The organism is Streptomyces musisoli, assembly GCF_016741855.1.
Lineage (GTDB): Bacteria > Actinomycetota > Actinomycetes > Streptomycetales > Streptomycetaceae > Streptomyces > Streptomyces musisoli.
Genome location: NZ_JAERRH010000001.1, coordinates 362,454 through 378,862 on the forward strand (window position 1 = coordinate 362,454; position 16,409 = coordinate 378,862).

At 75.0% G+C, this 16,409-nt stretch carries 14 protein-coding genes; 8 read left to right on the forward strand and 6 right to left on the reverse strand.

The features are described from left to right. Positions 1 to 59: 59 nt before the first annotated feature. Positions 60 to 725: a TetR/AcrR family transcriptional regulator gene (locus JK361_RS01405; protein ID WP_201813739.1), complete on the forward strand. Its 666-nt coding sequence runs from the start codon at positions 60 to 62 to the stop codon at positions 723 to 725. A 99-nt stretch (positions 726 to 824) separates the two neighbouring features. Here JK361_RS01405 and JK361_RS01410 read toward each other — a convergent pair whose 3' ends face one another. Genes JK361_RS01410 through wecB form a run of 4 tightly spaced genes read right to left on the reverse strand, consistent with a single transcriptional unit; the run spans position 825 to position 6,607 of the window. Then, entirely contained in the window at positions 825 to 3,017 is a 2,193-nt protein-coding gene (locus JK361_RS01410) for a glycosyltransferase (protein ID WP_201813740.1), read from the reverse strand. After that, positions 3,014 to 4,831 (reverse strand): hypothetical protein, encoded by a 1,818-nt coding sequence (locus JK361_RS01415; protein ID WP_201813741.1) that lies wholly within the window; start codon positions 4,829 to 4,831, stop codon positions 3,014 to 3,016. The genes JK361_RS01410 and JK361_RS01415 overlap by 4 nt, the downstream gene beginning before the upstream one ends. Next, positions 4,831 to 5,526: a class I SAM-dependent methyltransferase gene (locus JK361_RS01420; protein WP_201813742.1), complete on the reverse strand. Its 696-nt coding sequence runs from the start codon at positions 5,524 to 5,526 to the stop codon at positions 4,831 to 4,833. The genes JK361_RS01415 and JK361_RS01420 overlap by 1 nt, the downstream gene beginning before the upstream one ends. Next, positions 5,519 to 6,607, reverse strand: coding sequence for a non-hydrolyzing UDP-N-acetylglucosamine 2-epimerase (gene wecB / locus JK361_RS01425; RefSeq protein ID WP_201813743.1), 1,089 nt, complete (start codon positions 6,605 to 6,607; stop codon positions 5,519 to 5,521). Before wecB ends, JK361_RS01420 begins: the two co-directional genes overlap by 8 nt. 132 nt (positions 6,608 to 6,739) lie before the next feature. On the opposite strand from wecB, the gene JK361_RS01430 reads away from it, so the two are divergent. From JK361_RS01430 to JK361_RS01440, 3 genes are read left to right on the forward strand one after another with little or no spacing between them, the layout of a single operon-like run. Continuing rightward, positions 6,740 to 8,191, forward strand: a complete 1,452-nt coding sequence (locus tag JK361_RS01430) for a glycosyltransferase (RefSeq protein WP_236052306.1) — start codon at positions 6,740 to 6,742, stop codon at positions 8,189 to 8,191. 51 nt (positions 8,192 to 8,242) lie between these two features. Beyond that, the gene (locus JK361_RS01435) at positions 8,243 to 9,577 is read left to right on the forward strand and encodes a nucleotide sugar dehydrogenase (protein WP_201813744.1); all 1,335 of its coding nucleotides are present in this window, start codon (positions 8,243 to 8,245) and stop codon (positions 9,575 to 9,577) included. 54 nt (positions 9,578 to 9,631) lie between these two features. Continuing rightward, positions 9,632 to 10,786 carry a glycosyltransferase gene (locus tag JK361_RS01440; protein WP_201813745.1) on the forward strand — a complete coding sequence of 385 codons (1,155 nt, stop codon included), beginning with the start codon at positions 9,632 to 9,634 and terminating at the stop codon, positions 10,784 to 10,786. A 231-nt stretch (positions 10,787 to 11,017) separates the two neighbouring features. On the opposite strand, the gene JK361_RS01445 is transcribed toward JK361_RS01440, so the two are convergent. Next, complete coding sequence (locus JK361_RS01445; protein WP_201813746.1) at positions 11,018 to 11,608, reverse strand: TetR/AcrR family transcriptional regulator; 591 nt, start codon at positions 11,606 to 11,608, stop codon at positions 11,018 to 11,020. Between the two features lie 102 nt (positions 11,609 to 11,710). Between JK361_RS01445 and JK361_RS01450 the strand changes: the two genes are divergently transcribed. After that, positions 11,711 to 12,589 (forward strand): NAD(P)-dependent oxidoreductase, encoded by an 879-nt coding sequence (locus JK361_RS01450; RefSeq protein WP_201813747.1) that lies wholly within the window; start codon positions 11,711 to 11,713, stop codon positions 12,587 to 12,589. A gap of 18 nt (positions 12,590 to 12,607) precedes the next feature. On the opposite strand, the gene JK361_RS01455 is transcribed toward JK361_RS01450, so the two are convergent. Continuing rightward, positions 12,608 to 13,045: a PPOX class F420-dependent oxidoreductase gene (locus tag JK361_RS01455; protein ID WP_201813748.1), complete on the reverse strand. Its 438-nt coding sequence runs from the start codon at positions 13,043 to 13,045 to the stop codon at positions 12,608 to 12,610. Between the two features lie 89 nt (positions 13,046 to 13,134). Here JK361_RS01455 and JK361_RS01460 point away from each other — a divergent pair, with 89 nt between their 5' ends. The 3 genes from JK361_RS01460 to JK361_RS01470 are packed head-to-tail and all read left to right on the forward strand — an operon-like array spanning position 13,135 to position 16,401. After that, the gene (locus JK361_RS01460; protein WP_201813749.1) at positions 13,135 to 13,716 is read left to right on the forward strand and encodes a TetR/AcrR family transcriptional regulator; all 582 of its coding nucleotides are present in this window, start codon (positions 13,135 to 13,137) and stop codon (positions 13,714 to 13,716) included. Continuing rightward, a complete protein-coding gene (locus JK361_RS01465; RefSeq protein WP_201813750.1) occupies positions 13,713 to 15,119 on the forward strand; it encodes an MFS transporter in 1,407 nt (468 codons plus the stop codon). Before JK361_RS01460 ends, JK361_RS01465 begins: the two co-directional genes overlap by 4 nt. Positions 15,120 to 15,177: 58 nt before the next feature. Continuing rightward, entirely contained in the window at positions 15,178 to 16,401 is a 1,224-nt protein-coding gene (locus tag JK361_RS01470) for a serine hydrolase domain-containing protein (protein WP_201813751.1), read from the forward strand. The last annotated feature ends 8 nt before the right edge of the window (positions 16,402 to 16,409 follow it).

Consider the following 16,409-nt stretch of genomic DNA (forward strand, 5'->3'; position numbering starts at 1 on the left):
CAATCACCGGCACGCGAACGCGCGCGCCGCCCAGGCGCCGAGGGCCCCGAAGGAAACCGATGACCAGCGTCGAAGAGCCGGCACGCCCCGGCGAACGGGTGCGCGACGCCGCCCGCACCAAGGCGGAGATCCTCGACGTGGCCACACAGGAGTTCGCGCGGGCGGGCTACGACGGCGCCCGGGTCGACGAGATAGCCGCCCGCACCCGCACCACAAAGCGGATGATCTACTACTATTTCGGCGGAAAGCAGCAGCTTTTCACGGCCGTGCTGGAGCGGGCGTACGGGGTGCTCCGGAACGCCGAGCGGCGGCTGGACGTCGAGCACCTGGACCCGGTCGCGGCGATCCGGCGGCTGGCCGAGCTGATCTTCGACCACCATGAGCGGCACCCGGACTTCGTCCGCCTGGTCAGCATCGAGAACATCCACGGCGCCAGGCACATCGCCGCCTCCGAGACGCTCGGCCGCACCGGTTCCCCGGCCGTGGACGCGATCCGCCGCTCCCTCGCCGCCGGGCAGGAGTCCGGACTGTTCACGGCGGGCGCCGACGCGGTCGACCTGCACGCGATGATCAGCTCGTTCTGCTGCTTCCGGGTGGCCAACCGGCACACGTACGGCGCGCTGCTGGGCCGGGACCTGATGGCCCCGGCCCAGCGGGAGCACTACCGGACCATGCTCGGCGACATGGTGATCGCCTACCTGACCGCGGAGCGGACCACGGGCTGACGGCCCCCGCACCGCCTGCCGGGCCGGCTCCCGCGTGCCGGATCCGCGTACCGGCTCCCGTCCCGATCGTCGCCCGGCGACGGCGCACGCGCGGGTGTGTCAGCCGCTCACCAGCAGGTCCGTCCAGGCCGCAGCCACCCGGTCCAGCGCATAGGACTCCCGTACCTGGGCGCGGGCCGCCTCCGCGGCGGACCGCCACGTCTCCTCGCTCTCACCGAGCCCGGCGATCGCCTCGGCCATCGCCGGCGGGCCGTCGTGGATCCACCGCCGGTCGTAGATCTCGTCCGCGCCGGGCCACGGCAGCAGCGCCGGTACGGCGCCGGAGGCCATGCCCTCGGCCGGGGCGAGGTGGAAGCTCTCGTCGTCGCTGGTGGACAGGACGTGCCCGATGCGGCGCAGCCAGCTCGCCACGTCCGCGCCGAAGTCGTCGAAGACGACCGCCCCCGCCAGCAGCGGGGAGGTCTGGATCCGGCGCAGGACCGCCTCGTAGTGCGCGCGTTCCTCCGGCTTGTTCCAGATCCACCAGTACTCCCACGGCGGCTTGGACTTGACCGACAGGTGCCAGCGCCGGTCCCGGGCACGCAGGGCTTCCAGCACGTCCAGGCCGAGGTCGAGGCGTTTGCGGCTGGGCGCGATCCCGATCATGCCGAGCCGGTGCCTGGCGCCGGGCGCCTTGGGGCGGTCGAGCTGGTCGGCGTCCACCCAGTTCGGGACGACCACGACCTTGTGCCGCGGCCAGCCCGTGTGCTCCAGGGTGCGGCGGGCGTAGTAGGGGCTGACGCAGATCACCCGGTCGACGGCATCGATGTCGAGCTGTCCGGGCCAGTCGGCGTCCAGTTCGAACCGGTGCAGCCGGATCACGAGCCGGCTGCCGCGCCGCTTGTGGCGGCTGTACCAGACGGCGGCCGGGCCGCACCACTCGACGACCACCACGTCGGCCCAGTCGGCGAGTTCCCGGCTCGTGCCCGGGTCGTGCCGGGCCAGCGCGGGCCAGGCGTCGACGCGCACCTCGAGTCCGGGCAGGGCGCGGAAGTGGTCCAGGAGCCGGGTGAGGAACTTCAGGTCGTGCCCCGCGACACCGACCCGCAGCGGACGGGTGCGGTGGACGACGCCGGCGGGTGCGGGCGGGAAGACCCCATCGAGGTGGGCGCGCCAGCGGGCGGCGGCGGCCCGGAGGGTGTACCGGTGGGCGGCGTCGCGGCAGCGTACGGCCGCCAGCCGGCGGGCCTCGGGCTCGCGGGCGGCGCGGGCCACGGCCTCGGCGGCGTCCTCGGGTCCGGCCCGGCCGGGCACGTAGAGGGGGTAGTCGGCGCCCAGCAGCGCCTCGTGCGCGGGCGTGCGGTTGAGCACGACGGGCAGGCCGAGGGCACCGAACTCCAGGACCTTGGTGGACAGTTCGAGGCTCGCGTCGAGCCGGGGGTCGCGCCAGCCGAGGCCGACGTCGCAGTCGGCGGCGATGCGCATGGCCTCTTCGCGGGGCTGTCCGCCGTGGTGGTGGACGCCGAGGGTGCCGCCGTGCAGGGCCCGGTACATCGCGTCCTGGAACTCGGGGTGGGCCGGATCGTCGTGGATCTTGTCGCCGACGGTGTGGAGTTCGGCGGGCACGCCCCGCTCTGCCAGCAGCGACGGCAGCCGGGTCATGGGGAGCGTGTTCCACAGCGGGGCGAACTTGCCGGTGTAGACGAGCCGGAGCGGATCGTGCGGCCGGTCCTGGTCCGGCACCGGGAAGTCCGGTTCCGGCACGGCGGGCGGGCACAGGACGCTGCGGCCGCAGGCCTCGGGCACCCAGGCCTCCAGGAAGCAGCGCAGCTCCTCCGTCTGGCACAGCAGCCGCCTGGAGGCGGCGGCGATGCGGGCGAGGTCGGCGCGGGCCTGCTCGGTCATCTCGGCGGCGGACTGCGGGATGTCGGTGAGGTAGGCCCAGATCCGTCCGGTGAAGCGGCCGTCGGCGACGACCCGGCCGACGAGCCGGCGCCCGCGCAGGACGAGCAGGTCGCAGGGCTCGTCCCGGTCGAGCCGGGCGAGCAGCCGCGAGGCCTGCACCGGGGAGAGGGGCCGGTCGCCCTGGCCGGGGACCAGCCGTTCCTCGGCGGGCCGCACGACGGTCACCCCGGGCAGCCCGGCCAGCGGATCGGTCAGCCGTCCGGTCAGCACCGGGGCCTTCAGCACCAGCCGGGTCTCGCACCCGGCCAGGGACAGCGCCTGCACGGTCGACTGGGCCCAGACGGCGGAGCCGTCGATGAGGTTGAGGTCCACGTCGCCGTAGACCAGTGCCCGTATCACGCGGCTCATGACGGCTCCTTCCCGCGCACGGCGAACAGTCGGTGCCCCCGGGCGCACCAGCTCTCGGGGGGCGCACCCGCGAGGTGCAGGGACCGGCGGACCAGCAGCGGCCGGCGCAGTGCCGGTACGAACGTGTAGTCCTCCCCGGCCGCCGCGTGGCCCAGCGCGTCGGCACCCGAATACTCCTGGGCGCACATCAGGTCCAGCAGCAGGGTGTCCGCGCGGTCCTCGGCGAGGTCGGTCCAGTCGGCGACCCAGGCCGCGGTGGGCGGTCCGGTGCGGACGGCGACGCCCGCGGCGTCGAGTTCGTCCAGGCCCGCCGGATCGGGCACGACCACCTCGGCGGGGCGGTGCTGCTGGCCCAGCACCTGTGCGACCAGCCGGGCCACGTCGTGCCGGTCGCGGGGGGCGGCCAGCACGGCGACCCGGCGTCCGTCCAGCGGGTCCGGGGCGCCGACCAGCCGGGCCAGTTCCGCCAGCCGCACCCGGGTGCTGTCCCACTGGAACGCCTCCCGCAGCCGCTCCCTGCCGTCCCCGGCCGGGTCGAGCCGGGACAGCCGTACGCCGGTGTCGGCGTCGAGGACGGCGTCCCAGGCCAGCTGGGCGAGGCCGGGTGCGGCGGAGGGCGGGGCGTCCCGCCACAGGACGGCCGCCCGGCCCGTCGCGCGGGCCTCGGTGAGCAGTTCGGCCAGTCTCCGGTCCAGGTCCGGTGCCATGCCGGTGCCGGCGAGCGACCAGGGGCCGTCCCCCGTGCACGCGCTCAGCTGCACCACGACCGCGTCGGGGTCGGTGCGCCGTACGAGCAGCGCGCCGTCGTGCGGGAGCGGCCGGTTCACGACGGCGTCGGCCGCGAAGTCCTCCGCGGTGCGGTCGGTGAGCAGGCCCGCGATCACGAGCCGGTCGCGGGGCGCGGAGGAGAAGGCGCGGTGCACCAGGTGGAGGCGTTCGTCGGCGGTCACGGGCGCGGCCTGGGCGGCGGCGGAGCGGGAGGCGGGCGCCGCCTTCTTCGCGGCACGTCCCCGCCACAGCCCGTACAGCTCCCGAGGCAGACCGGGCACCCTGTGCCGTGGCGACCGGGCCGCCGACACGAGCGCCCTGCCCACCTTCAGCGAGGTCGAGCCCTCCAGCATGGCCACCCGTGCCTGGAGCACCTCGACCCGGCTGCGGGCCCCGCGCAGCGCGGAGGCCAGCTGCTCCTTCTCCCGGACGGTGGCGGCCAGCCGGTCGGCGAGTCCGTCCTCGCGGACGTCGTCCCGGGCCCGTTCGGCCTCCTCGGCGCGGCGCTCCAGATCCAGGTGGCGGGCGCGCAGGGAGCGGGAGACGAGGTCGGCGAGGACGTACTCGCCGGTCATCCGCAGCATGGTGGTGAAGCCGTCCGAGGGGACCGCGTGTCCGAACCAGTCGTGCGGGGGCAGCAGTTCGTCCGTGGTGAGACGGGTGAACACCGCGCCCGCGCGCAGGTGCACGTAGTCGAGCGGGGCGGCGCGCAGCACCTGGCAGCGCTGGGCCACCAGGCCGTCCAGGAGCCGGTGGTAGGGCGGTTCGGGCCCGGGATGGCCGAACAGGAGGAGCCCGCGGCCGCCGGGCCGGATGCGTTCGAGCACCGCGAGGCAGTCCTCCTCGGTGCCGTGCAGGGCCGGGTCCGGGCCGTACGACAGGAGCACCAGCTCCCCTTGCTGCACCGGGCGTTCGCCGTCGTCGTGGAGCAGGCGGACGCCGTCGGGGAGATGGAGGTAGGGCGCGAGGCGCAGGCCGCGGCCGGCCGCGTCCACGACCGTGGTGACGCCGTCCAGGTGCGGGTGGAGCAGATCGGTCAGACGCATCAGCGGATCCTCGTGAAGACGTGGAAGCCGACCTCGATCTCCCGGAAGCCGTACGGCCGGAACTCCGTGTGCCGCAGGCCGAGGGGTTCGAGTACGGCGCGGTAGGCGGCCGTGGGCCGGTGCAGGATGTAGTCGCCGCGTGCCCGCGGCCGGGCCGTGTCCTCGTCGGTGACGATCAGCCGGCCGGTGAGGCGGACCAGGGAGGCCAGGTTGCGCAGGGCCGCCGACCACTCCGTGTCGTCCAGGAGGTGGAAGAGCACGTCGACGCAGAGCACGATGTCGTACGGCCACGGGCTGCGCCAGGCGTCGAGCCGGGCCCGGCCGTAGCGGGGGCCGCCGCCGGCGGCGCGGGCCCGGTCGAGGGCCTCCTCGCTGGCGTCGAAGGCGTCCACGCGGTGGCCGCAGCGGGCCAGGGCGCGCGCGAAGTACCCCTTGCCGCAGCCCGCGTCGAGCACGAACAGCGGGGCCGTCGCGCTGCCGAGGTCGCCGACGATGCCGAGCAGGGTGCCGAGCCGGAGCGCGTAGAAGAGTTCGTTGCCCGCCCGGTCGAGGCCGATGTGTCCGCCCGAGGCCAGCTCGTCCTGCTCGCGGTGGCGGGCGTCCCAGTAGTCGAAGGCGCCGTCACCGGTGTCGGCGGGGGCGGAGGTGCGGGCGCGGGCCGGGCCGCCGCCGTGGGCGAGGGTGCCGTCAGTCATGGTGCTCCAGCCATCGGGTGACGACACGGGCCGTCCGGATACCCGCCTTGCCGTCCCACAGCGGCGGGCCCTCGGTGGGCGCGCCCGGCCCGCCGTCGAGCGCCTTGCGCAGGGCGGGGACCAGTTCGTCGTGGGTGACGAGGCGGTTGGTGCCGTGGCTGACGGTGATGGGGCGTTCGGTGGTGGTGCGCAGCGTCAGGCAGGGCACGCCGAGCACGGTGGTCTCCTCCTGCACCCCGCCGGAGTCGGTGATCACGGCGGCGGCGCCGCGCACCAGGCTCATGAACTCGACGTAGCCGAGCGGTTCGAGGAGGTGCACGCCAAAGGCGCCGTCCAGGCCGGCCGCGCGCAGCGCATCGCGGCCGCGCGGGTGCAGCGGGACGGCGAGGTCGAGGTGGCGAGCCGCCTCGGTGAGCGCGCGGGCGGCTGCGCGGGCGGCCTCGGGGTCGTCGACGTTGGCGGGGCGGTGCAGGGTGACGACGCCGTAGCGTTCGGGCAGCCCGTACGCGGTGCGGGCCGCGGCCGGGTCGAAGAGGTCCAGGTGGGTGAGCAGGGTGTCGATCATCGGGTTGCCGACGAAGTGGACCCGGGCGGGATCGGCGCCCTCGCGGGCGAGGTGGCCGACGGCTTCCGGGCTGGTGGCGAAGAGCAGCACGGCCAGCTGGTCGACCAGGCGCCGGTTGACCTCCTCCGGCATCGCCATGTCGAAGCTGCGCAGCCCGGCCTCCACGTGCGCGACCGGGACGCCCAGCTTGGCGGCGGCCAGGGCGGCGGCCAGGGTGGAGTTCACGTCGCCGTAGACCATGACGAGGGCCGGGTCGCGGGCGGTCAGCTCGGCCTCCAGCGCCACCAGCAGGTCGGCGGTCTGCCGGGCGTGGCCGCCGGACCCGACGCCGAGGTCGGCGTCCGGCCGGGGCAGGCCCAGTTGGCGGAAGAACACGTCCGACATCCGGGCGTCGTAGTGCTGGCCGGTGTGGACCAGGGCCTGGTCGCAGCCGGCCACCCCGAGCGCGGCGACGACCGGTGCCGCCTTCACGAAGTTGGGCCGGGTGCCGACCACATGGAGTACTCGGCCGTTCATGTCCTCGCCTTCCGTCGGCGGTCGAACAAGGGGCAGCACACAGGGGGACAAGGAGGAACGCCGTGCTCTTCCGGCACCGGCGCACCGGCGGCGGCCGAGGCGCCCAGCGCTCGGCCGGCCTACCGTGGCGGCATGTCCCGTCGCATTCCCCGCGCTGTCAGTCTGGCCGCATCCGTGGCCTGGGGCGAGTTGCGGCACGATCCGGCCCGGGCCGCGCTGCTCGGCGTACGGCTGCTGCCGGCGCCCGTGCGGCGCCGGGTGCGGCCGGTGGAGGGGTGGCTGTCCGCCCGGGCCCGGGCGGCGGGGCCGGGCGCGGCTCCGTCCGCCGTTCGGGTGAGTGCCCCGGCCGGTCGGCCGGTGCGGCCGGTGCCCGGCCGGGTGCTGCATCTGGTGACCAACTCCCTGCCGTTCGCCCACGCCGGCTACACCGTGCGCACGCAGAAGCTCGCCGAGGCCCAGCGGGCCGCCGGGCTCGACGCGCATGTCGTGACCCGGGTCGGGTTCCCGGTGGCGCGGGGCGTGCTGGACGCCGGCCCGCTCCAGATCGTGGGCGGTGTGCCGCAGCACCGGCTGCTGCCTGCCTGGCTGCCGTACGGGCAGGGGCCGTTGCTGGCCCGCAACGCCGAGCTGGCGGGGCGGCTGGTGGAGCGGCTGCGGCCGGCCGTGCTGCACGCGGCCACCGATCACGGCAACGGGCGGGTGGCCCTAGCGCTGCGGGAGGCCTACGGACTGCCGGTCGTCTACGAGGTGCGGGGTTTCCTGGAGGAGACCTGGCTGAGCCAGGACCCGGCCCGCAGCCCGCGGGACCCCGTCTACCGGATGCGGCGTGAGCTGGAGACCCACTGCATGCGGGAGGCCGACCTGGTGCTGACGCTGGGCGCCGCGATGAAGGCCGAGATCGTGGCGCGCGGGGTGGCCCCGGAGCGGGTGCTGATCGTGCCGAACGCCGTGGACCGGACGTTCCTGACGCCGCCGCCGGACGGGGTGCCGGTGCGCGCCCGCCTCGGCATCGCTCCGGACGAGTACGTGGTGGGCACGGTCGGCAGCCTCACCCCGCACGAGGGGCTCGGCACATTGCTCCATGCGGGTGTAGAGCTGCGGCGGCGCGGAGTGCCGGTGCGGCTGCTGATCGTCGGGGACGGTCCGGAGCGGGCCCGGCTTCAGCGGCTGGCCGCCCGGCTGGGTCTCGACGACGGCGCCGCCTTGTTCACCGGCCGCGTGCCGCACTCCCAAGTACGGGCGTTCTACGCGGCGTTGGACGTGTTCGCGGTGCCGCGCACCGACGAGCGGGTCTGCCGTCTGGTGACGCCCCTCAAACCGGTCGAGGCGATGGCGAGCGGCCTCCCCGTCACCGCCAGTGACCTCGCGGCGATGCGAGAACTGGTCGAACCGGAGGTGAACGGACGGCTAATTCCCCCTGAGTCACCACAAGCTTGGGCGGATGAACTCGAAATGGTGCTTTACAGTCATAAGCGGCGACTCGAATGGGGAGCCGCCGCCCGTGCGATGGTCGCGCGGGAACGCACCTGGGACCGGGTCGCCGCGACGACGCACGAGGCGTATCGATCGCTCGGCTGCGTCTGAGATCCCGCGGACCCCCCACCAGTCCAGCCGTGTAAGGCCGGGTGAACCCCTATGCAGGTCGAATGGACCCACCCCTTCGGGGACAGGACGGAACCGCTCGGGGACGACGAAGGGCAGGACCTGACCGGCGAGGTCGAACTCGCCGTGATCGGACTCGGATACGTGGGGCTGCCGCTGGCCCGGGAGGCGGCCTCGGTCGGCCTGCGCGTCGTGGGCCTGGACCGCGACCCGCGCGTCGTCGCGGGACTCAACTCCGGCCGCTCGCACGTCGACGACGTGTCCGACGACGACGTGCGCCGGATGCGGGCCGCCGGTTTCACCGCGTTCACCGACGACGCCTGCCTGGCACGCGCGCAGGCCGTGGTGATCTGTGTGCCGACTCCGCTGAGCGAGGACGGCGGTCCCGATCTGGGCGCCGTCGTCTCTGCCACCCGCTCGGTGGCCGGCCGGCTGCGAAGCGGACAGCTCGTAGTGCTGGAGTCGACCACCTACCCGGGCACCACCGAGGAGGTCGTACGGCCCCTGCTGGAGGAGTCCGGGCTGCGCGCCGGCGAGGACTTCGCCCTGGCCTTCTCCCCCGAACGGATCGACCCCGGCAGCACCGGGCACGGGCTGCGCGAGACCCCGAAGGTGGTCGGCGGCTGCACCCCGTCCTGCGCGGTGCGCGCGGTGACCTTCTACGGCAAGTTCGTGAACACCGTCGTGCAGGCGAAGGGCACCCGCGAGGCCGAGATGGCCAAGCTGCTGGAGAACACCTACCGGCACGTGAACATCGCGCTGGTCAACGAACTGGCGATCATCAGCCGCGAGTTGCAGGTGGACGTGTGGGACGCGATCCGCTGCGCGGGGACGAAGCCCTTCGGCTTCCAGGCCTTCCGCCCGAGCCCCGGAGTGGGCGGCCACTGCATCCCCATCGACCCCAACTACCTGTCGTACAAGGTGCGCTCGTCGCTGGGCTACGAGTTCCGGTTCGTCGGGCTGGCCCAGGAGATCAACCGGCGGATGCCGGAGTACGTGGTGCGCCGAGCCCAGGACCTGCTCAACACCGCCGGCTGTCCGCTGCACGGCTCGCGGGTGCTGCTGCTCGGCGTCACCTACAAGCCGGACGTCGCCGACCTGCGCGAGACCCCGGCGGAGCCGGTGGCCCGGCTGCTGCGGGAGCGCGAGGCCGAGATCGCCTTCCACGATCCGCACGTGTCGCAGTGGTCGGTCGAGGGGGTGGCCGTCCCGCGCGTCGGCGACCTTACGGCCGCGCTGCGCGAGCACGACCTGACGATCCTGCTCCAGGACCACTCCGCCTACGACCTGCCGGCCCTCGCGGACACCGCACGGCTGCTGTTCGACACCCGCGGGCGGATCTTCAAGCCCGGCGTCGAGGTCCTCTAGGCCCACCCGCTCCGGCAACAGCCGGTGCTCCAACGGGAGTTGAAAGGCGCTGCCATGCGGATACTCGTCGTCACCGTCGTCCACCACCCGGAGGACGCGCGCATACTGCACCGGGAGATCGCCGCACTGCGGGACCGCGGCCACCAGGTGCTGTACGCGGCCCCGTTCGCGGCCCTGGGCACCGCTCCCCGGCCGTACGTCGAGGGCGTGGACCTGCCCCGCGCCTCGGGCCGGGACCGGGGCGCCGCGCTGCGCGCGGCCCGGGCGCTGCTGGCCGAACGCGGCCCGGCGGCGGACGTGGTCCTGCTGCACGATCCGGAACTGCTGCTGGCCCTGCCCGGCACGCTGCGCCGGCTGCGCCGGGCCGGGCCGCTGCCGGTGACCGTGTGGGACGTCCACGAGGACACGGCGGCGGCGCTGGTCATGAAGTCCTGGGTGCCGCGGCTGCTGCGGGCGCCGCTGCGTACGGCGGTGCGGGCGGCGGAGCGGCTGGCCGAGCGCCGGCTGCGGCTGCTGCTCGCCGAGTACGCCTACCAGGACCGCTTCCGCCTGAGCCACCCCGTGATACCCAACCTGGCCGACCCGCCGGCCGGCCCGCTCCCACCGCCGGGCGACGACCGGGTCGTCTATCTGGGCCAGCTGTCCCGGGCGCGCGGCGCGCTCGACCTGATCACCACGGCGCGGCTGCTGGGTCCCGCCGTCCGGGTCGAGGCGATCGGCGCGGCGGACCCCGACGTACGCGACGCCCTCGCGGCGGCCGACCGGGACGGGGTGCTGCGCTGGCACGGCTTCCTGCCCAACGACCGCGCGCTCGCCCGGCTCACCGGCGCCCTGGCCGGCCTGTCCCTCCTCCACGACCAGCCCAACTACCGGCACTCGCGGCCCACCAAGGTCGTGGAGTACATGGCCCACGGCGTTCCCGTCGTCACCACGCCCACCCCGCTGTCCGCGGAGCTGGTCGAGCGGCACGGCTGCGGTCTCGTGGTGCCGTACGAGGATCCGCAGGCGGCGGCGGACGCGGTCCGGCGGCTGGCCGGCGACACCGACCTGCGGTTGCGCGTCGCCCGGTCGGGGCGGGAGGCGGCCCTGTCGAAGCTCGACTGGCAGCAATGGGCGGCCGCGTTCGTGGACCAGCTGGAGGCGTGGGTGAAGGAGGAGACCGGCGGGGCCGTCTCGGCCGACACGACGGGCGCGGGCTGGTACTGCTGACCGGGCACGGGCCGGCCCCGCCGACCGAGCACGGGCCGGCCCCACCGACCGAGCACGGGCCGGCCCCACCGGCCGAGCACGGGCCGGCCCCGCCGACCGGGCGCGGGCTGGTCCCACCGGCCGAGCGCGGGCTGGTCCCACCGGCCGAGCGCGGCTGACCGCCGGACTCGTGGAGTGGCTGCACAGCCGCCGCCCGCCCCGCCGCCTCGCCGGTCGGGGCCGCCTCGCCGGTCAGGCGTCCACGGCGGCGTCGAGCAGGGGTCCGAGTTCCCGCACGACCGTGGTGAGGGGCCGTACGTCCCGCTCGGCCCGGGCCATCAGAATCGCCCCCTCCAGGGCGCTGATCATGAGGGTGGCCAACGGCTCGGCCCGTGCGGCGGGCACTGCCAGGCCCGTCAGGGCCTCGGCGAGGGGTGCCCGCCAGGTCGCGAACGCGGCTGCCGCCGCCTGCCGGGTCGCGTCGCCGGTGGAGGCGCAGTCGACCGTGGCGGCGGCGACCGGGCACCCCGCCGCGAAGCCGTCGGCCGCGTACTCGTCGGTCCACTGGGCGGCCATGGCGGCGAACAGGCCGCTCGGAGAGGGGTGTTCGAGCCCCTCCAGGAAACGGCCGATCCGCTTGCCCGCGTACCGGCCGGCCCACTCGACCGCCTCGCTGACCAGCTGCTCCTTGCCGCCCGGGAAGTAGTGCTGGAGGGATCCGCGGGGGGCATCCGCGTGCGCGGCGACCTCGCGCATGCCGGTCGCGGTGACCCCGCCCCGCCGGATGAGCTGGGCCGCGCTGAAGACCATCCGCTCCCGCGGTCCGCGCCGCGCCTGGGTCATGGTCGGCCTCCGTTCCTCGCCGCCAACCCTATGACCGTCGTCATAAGCGGCGCTACTATGACCGCTGTCATAGTCGGTCCGTGGCGCGAAGGGCGGCCTGCCGTGCACGTCGGATTCATCGGTCTCGGGGTGATGGGCCTGCCCATGGCCCTGCGCCTGGCATCCGCCGGCACACCCCTGGTGGTGTGGAACCGGACCCCGGAGCGCACGCGGCCGCTGCGCGCGGCCGGGGCAGAGGTGGCGGCGGACGCCGAAGAGGTGTTCGCGCGCGCGGAGACGGTACTGCTGATGCTCGCCGACGAGGCCGCGGTGGACGCGGTCCTCGGCCGGGGCACACCCCGGCTCGCCGTACGGGTCGCGGGCCGGACGGTCGTGCACATGGGCACGACCTCCCCGGAGTACTCCCACGCCCTGGAGACCGACGTCCGCGCGGCCGGAGGCCGCTATGTCGAGGCGCCCGTCTCCGGGTCCCGGGTGCCGGCGGAGCGCGGGCAGCTGGTCGCCATGCTCGCCGGCGAGGAGGCCGCGGTGGCCTCCGTACGGCCGCTGCTCGCGCCGATGTGCCGGGAGACGTTCGAGTGCGGAGCGGCGCCCGGGGCGCTGCTGATGAAGCTGTCGGTGAACCTGTTCCTGATCACCCTGGTGACCGGGCTGGCCGAGGCGTTCCACTTCGCCGAGCGGCAGGGCCTGGACCGCCGGCTGTTCCTGGACGTCCTGGAGGCGGGTCCGATGGCCAGCGGGGTGTCCCGGATGAAGGCGCCCAAGCTGCGCGAGCGGGACTTCGGGGTGCAGGCGGCGGCGCTGGACGTGCTGAAGAACAACCGGCTGATCGCCGAGGCGGCCCGCAGGGCGGGGCTCGCCTCACCGCTCCTCGACGTCTGCCACACCTTGTTCGAGGAGACGGTGGCACAGGGGTACGGCGGCGAGGACATGGTCGCCGTACTGCGGGCCATCGAGACACGCACCGCCGAGGCGCCGTAGGCCGATGCGTGCCGGCGGTCAGCTCTTCGGGATGCCGTACGCCCGCTCGACGTGCAGCCGCAGCACCAGGCGGCGGTCGCGGACCATGGCGGCCCGGTAGTCGTCCCAGTCCGGATGTTCGCCGAGGACGTCCCGGTAGAGACGGATCAGCTCCTCCACGGTCTCGTCGTGCGGGTCGGCGGCGACCGGGGTCAGCTCGGCGGTGCCCTCGGCGACGGTGTACGCCCAGCGGTCGGCGCTGGTGACGTGGTACGAGGCGCGCGGGTCCCGGCGGAGGTTGCGGGTCTTGGCGCGGTCGTCGGTGACGGAGACGCGGATGATCCGCTCGTCCGGGTAGTAGGCGTGGCTGACGTTGGACAGCTGGGGGCGGCCGTCGCGCCGGAGGGTGACCAGTACGCCGCCGTGGCCTTCGGAGAGCAGCCCGAGCAGCGCGTCCTGCGTGGAGTCCTGAGTCATATCCCGGTAACTCGCCGGGGCGCCCCGCGCATTCCCTCGGCACCCATCGCCGGTAGACACTGTCTACGGACGGATGGTAGACACTGTCTATGAACGAGTCCGACACCAACCTGCGCGACCGCCTCGTCGACGCCGGCGTGGCGCTGCTGGCCGCCGAGGGCCCGCAGGCGCTGACGCTGCGGGAGATCGCCCGGCGCACGGGCGTCTCGCACGGGGCGCCGCGCCGCTACTTCCCCACCCACCTGGAACTGCTGTCCGCCATCGCAGGGCGCGGCTTCGCCGACCTGGCCGGGCGCGCGCACTGCGCGCTGGGGCGGGAGACCGGCGGGCCCCGCGCACAGGTGGCCGCACTGGCCCGGACCTACCTGGAGTTCGCCCTGGACGGGCCCGGCATGTACGAGCTGATGTTCCGTCACGACCTGCTGGAGAGCGGCTGGCTGGGGCTGCGGGACACGAGCCTTCCGCTCTTCTCGCTGCTCGCGGGCCTGATCGGCGACGCGGTCCCCGGTGCCGACGCCCGGCGGGTGGCGGGCGCGCTGTGGGCCAACCTGCACGGCGTGGCCCAGCTGTGGCGCTGGCGCAGCCTCCAGCTCGCCACCGGTGACGAGGACTTCGGTCCGCTGCTCGACACCGTCCTGGCCGCGCACCTGGGCCCCGAGGCCGGCCGGTGAACCGGCCCTGGACGCTGGCGAGCAGCGTGGCGGGCGCGGTGGTCGTCGCACTCGACGGCACGGTCCTCACGGTCGCGCAGCCGCGTCTGCAACGGGAGTTGCACGCGTCGTTCGCCGAGGTGCAGTGGACCAGCACCGCCTATCTCGTCGCGGTGGCGAGTCTGCTGGTCTTCGCGGGGCGGCTCGGTGACCGGTACGGGCAGCGCCGGGTGTTCGGGCTCGGCATGCTCGGGTTCGGCGTCGCCTCGGCGGGCATCGCCCTCGCGCCGGGAGTGGGGTGGGTGATCGGACTGCGCGCGGTGCAGGGCGTGTTCGGGGCGCTGCTCCAGCCGGCCACGCTGGGCATGCTGCGGGCCGCCTATCCCCCGGACCGGCTGGCGTCGCCCCTGGCCGTGCGCACCGCCGCGATCGGGCTGGCGGCGGCAGCGGGTCCGCTGCTGGGCGGGGCGCTGGTGACCGGCCTGGGCTGGCAGGCGGTGTTCCTCGTCAACGTGCCGCCCGCGCTCGCCTTCGGCCTGCCGGCCCTGCTGCGCCCCGGCCGGCGCCCGGCGCCCGTCCGGGCCCCGCTCGCGCCCGGCGCCCCGCTTCACGCGTCCGGCGCCCCGCTTCACGCGTCCGGCGCCCCGCTGGACGTGCCCGGCGCCGTCCTGCTCGCCGTCACACTGGCCTGTCTGGTGTACGCGCTCACGGCACGGCCCGTCTCCGGCGCGGGCCTCGCGGTCGCCGTGCTCACGGCCGCCGTCCTCGTCCGGCACGAGCGGCGGGCGGCGAGCCCGCTGCTCCCCTTGGAGGTGATCGGCTCCCGCGCGGTCGGGGCGGCGCTCGGCATCCTGGTCGCCGTCTCCGCGTCCCTGTTCGGCGCCCTGTTCGTGGCCACGTACGTCCTCCAGCACCACCTCGGCCTCGACCCGTTCGACAGCGCCCTGCGCAGCCTGCCGCTCGCGGTGCTGATGGTCCTCTCGGCTGCCCTGTGCCCCGCGCTGCTGCGCCGGTGCGGGGCGCGCGCCACGACGGCGGGGGCGACGGCGGCGCTCGCGCTCGGCGTCGCCCTGTTGTCCCGGACCACTTCGCTGCCCGGTCTCGCCTGCGGGTTCGCGCTGCTCGGGGCCGGTTTCGGCACGGTGATGGTGGCGGCCACCCAGGTGATCGTGCGGCAGGCGGAGGCGACGGCCGGGGTGGCGGGCGGCTTGCAGCAGACCGCGCTGAACATCGGTCCCGCCGTGGGCGTGGCCGCGGCGGCCGCGCTGCTGGGTGCGGGCACCGGGCCGGCCCTGCTCGCCCTGGCGGCCGTGGCCGCGCTCGCCCTGCCCGCCACCCGCGCGCTGCCGGGGCCGGCCGCCTCGGCGTCACTCACCCACATCCCCGAGGAGCGGGTGCCGGCCGGCGGTCCTGCGCGACGATGAGAGGAGGGCCGGCGGGCCAGCCGGGCGGTACCGCGGGCGGAGCGACCGGAGGAGAGCGATGGCACAGCTGCGACAGGACGTCGAGGCGGCGCACGCGGGGCTGGACGTCGCGGCGCTGGCCCGCCTGGACCGGCACTTCGGGCGGCACGTCGACGAGGGGCGCCTGCCCGGCTTCCTGCTGGCGGTGGCCCGCGGCGGCCGGGTCGCCCACCTGACCGCCTACGGCCTGCGGGACGTCGCCGCCGGGCTGCCGGTCGAACCGGACACGCTGTGGCGGATCTACTCGATGACCAAGCCGGTCACCGCGGTCGCGGTGCTGCTGCTGGTGCAGGAGGGCCGGCTGTCCCTGGACGACCCGGTCGGCCGCCGTCTGCCCGCGTTCGCGCACCCCCGGGTGTACGAGGGCGGTTCGGGCACGGCCGTGCGCACCCGCCCGGCCGCCGGCCCGATCCTGGTCCGGCACCTGCTCACCCACACCGCGGGCCTGACCTTCGGCAACTACCACCGCCACCCCGTGGACGCCCTCTACCGCGAGGCGGGCCTGGAGTACTCGGTGCCGCCGGGCAAGGACCTCGCCGAGACCGTGGACCTCTACGCGCGGCTGCCGCTCCAGTTCGACCCGGGCACGCAGTGGAACTACTCGGTCGCCTCCAACGTGCTCGGGCGGCTGATCGAGGTGGTCTCCGGGCAGCCGCTGGACGCGTTCTTCACCGAACGGATCCTGGGCCCGCTCGGCATGACCGACACCGGATTCCACCTCGCCCCCGGCCAGGAGGGCAGGCTGGCCCGGTTGTACGGCGAGACGGACGAGGGCGGGATCGAGCCGGTGCCGGGACTGCCGGTGCACGGCCGGCCGCGGTTCCTGTCCGGCAGCGGCGGCCTGGTCTCCTCCGCCCATGACTTCCACCGCTTCATGGAGCTGCTGCGCCGGGGCGGCGAGCTGGACGGCACACGGCTCCTGACCCCCGGGGCGGTCGCCCTGATGACCCGCAACCAGCTGCCCGGCGGAGCCACCATCCGCTCCTTCGGCGCCCCGGTCCACCAGGAGCCGGGCATGGACGGCCTCGGCTTCGGCTTCAATGTCTCCGTGGTCACCGACCCCGCCCGCACCCTGGCCCCGTCCCACACCGGCACCTACGGCTGGACCGGTGTGGCCACCACCGCCTTCTGGGTCGACCCGGCCCACGATCTGACCGTGCAGTTCATGACCCAGGTGCGGCCGAAGCGGCTGAAGGTCTTCCCCGAGCTGCGGCGGCTGGTGCACGCGGCCCTGACGGACTGACCCGCCGG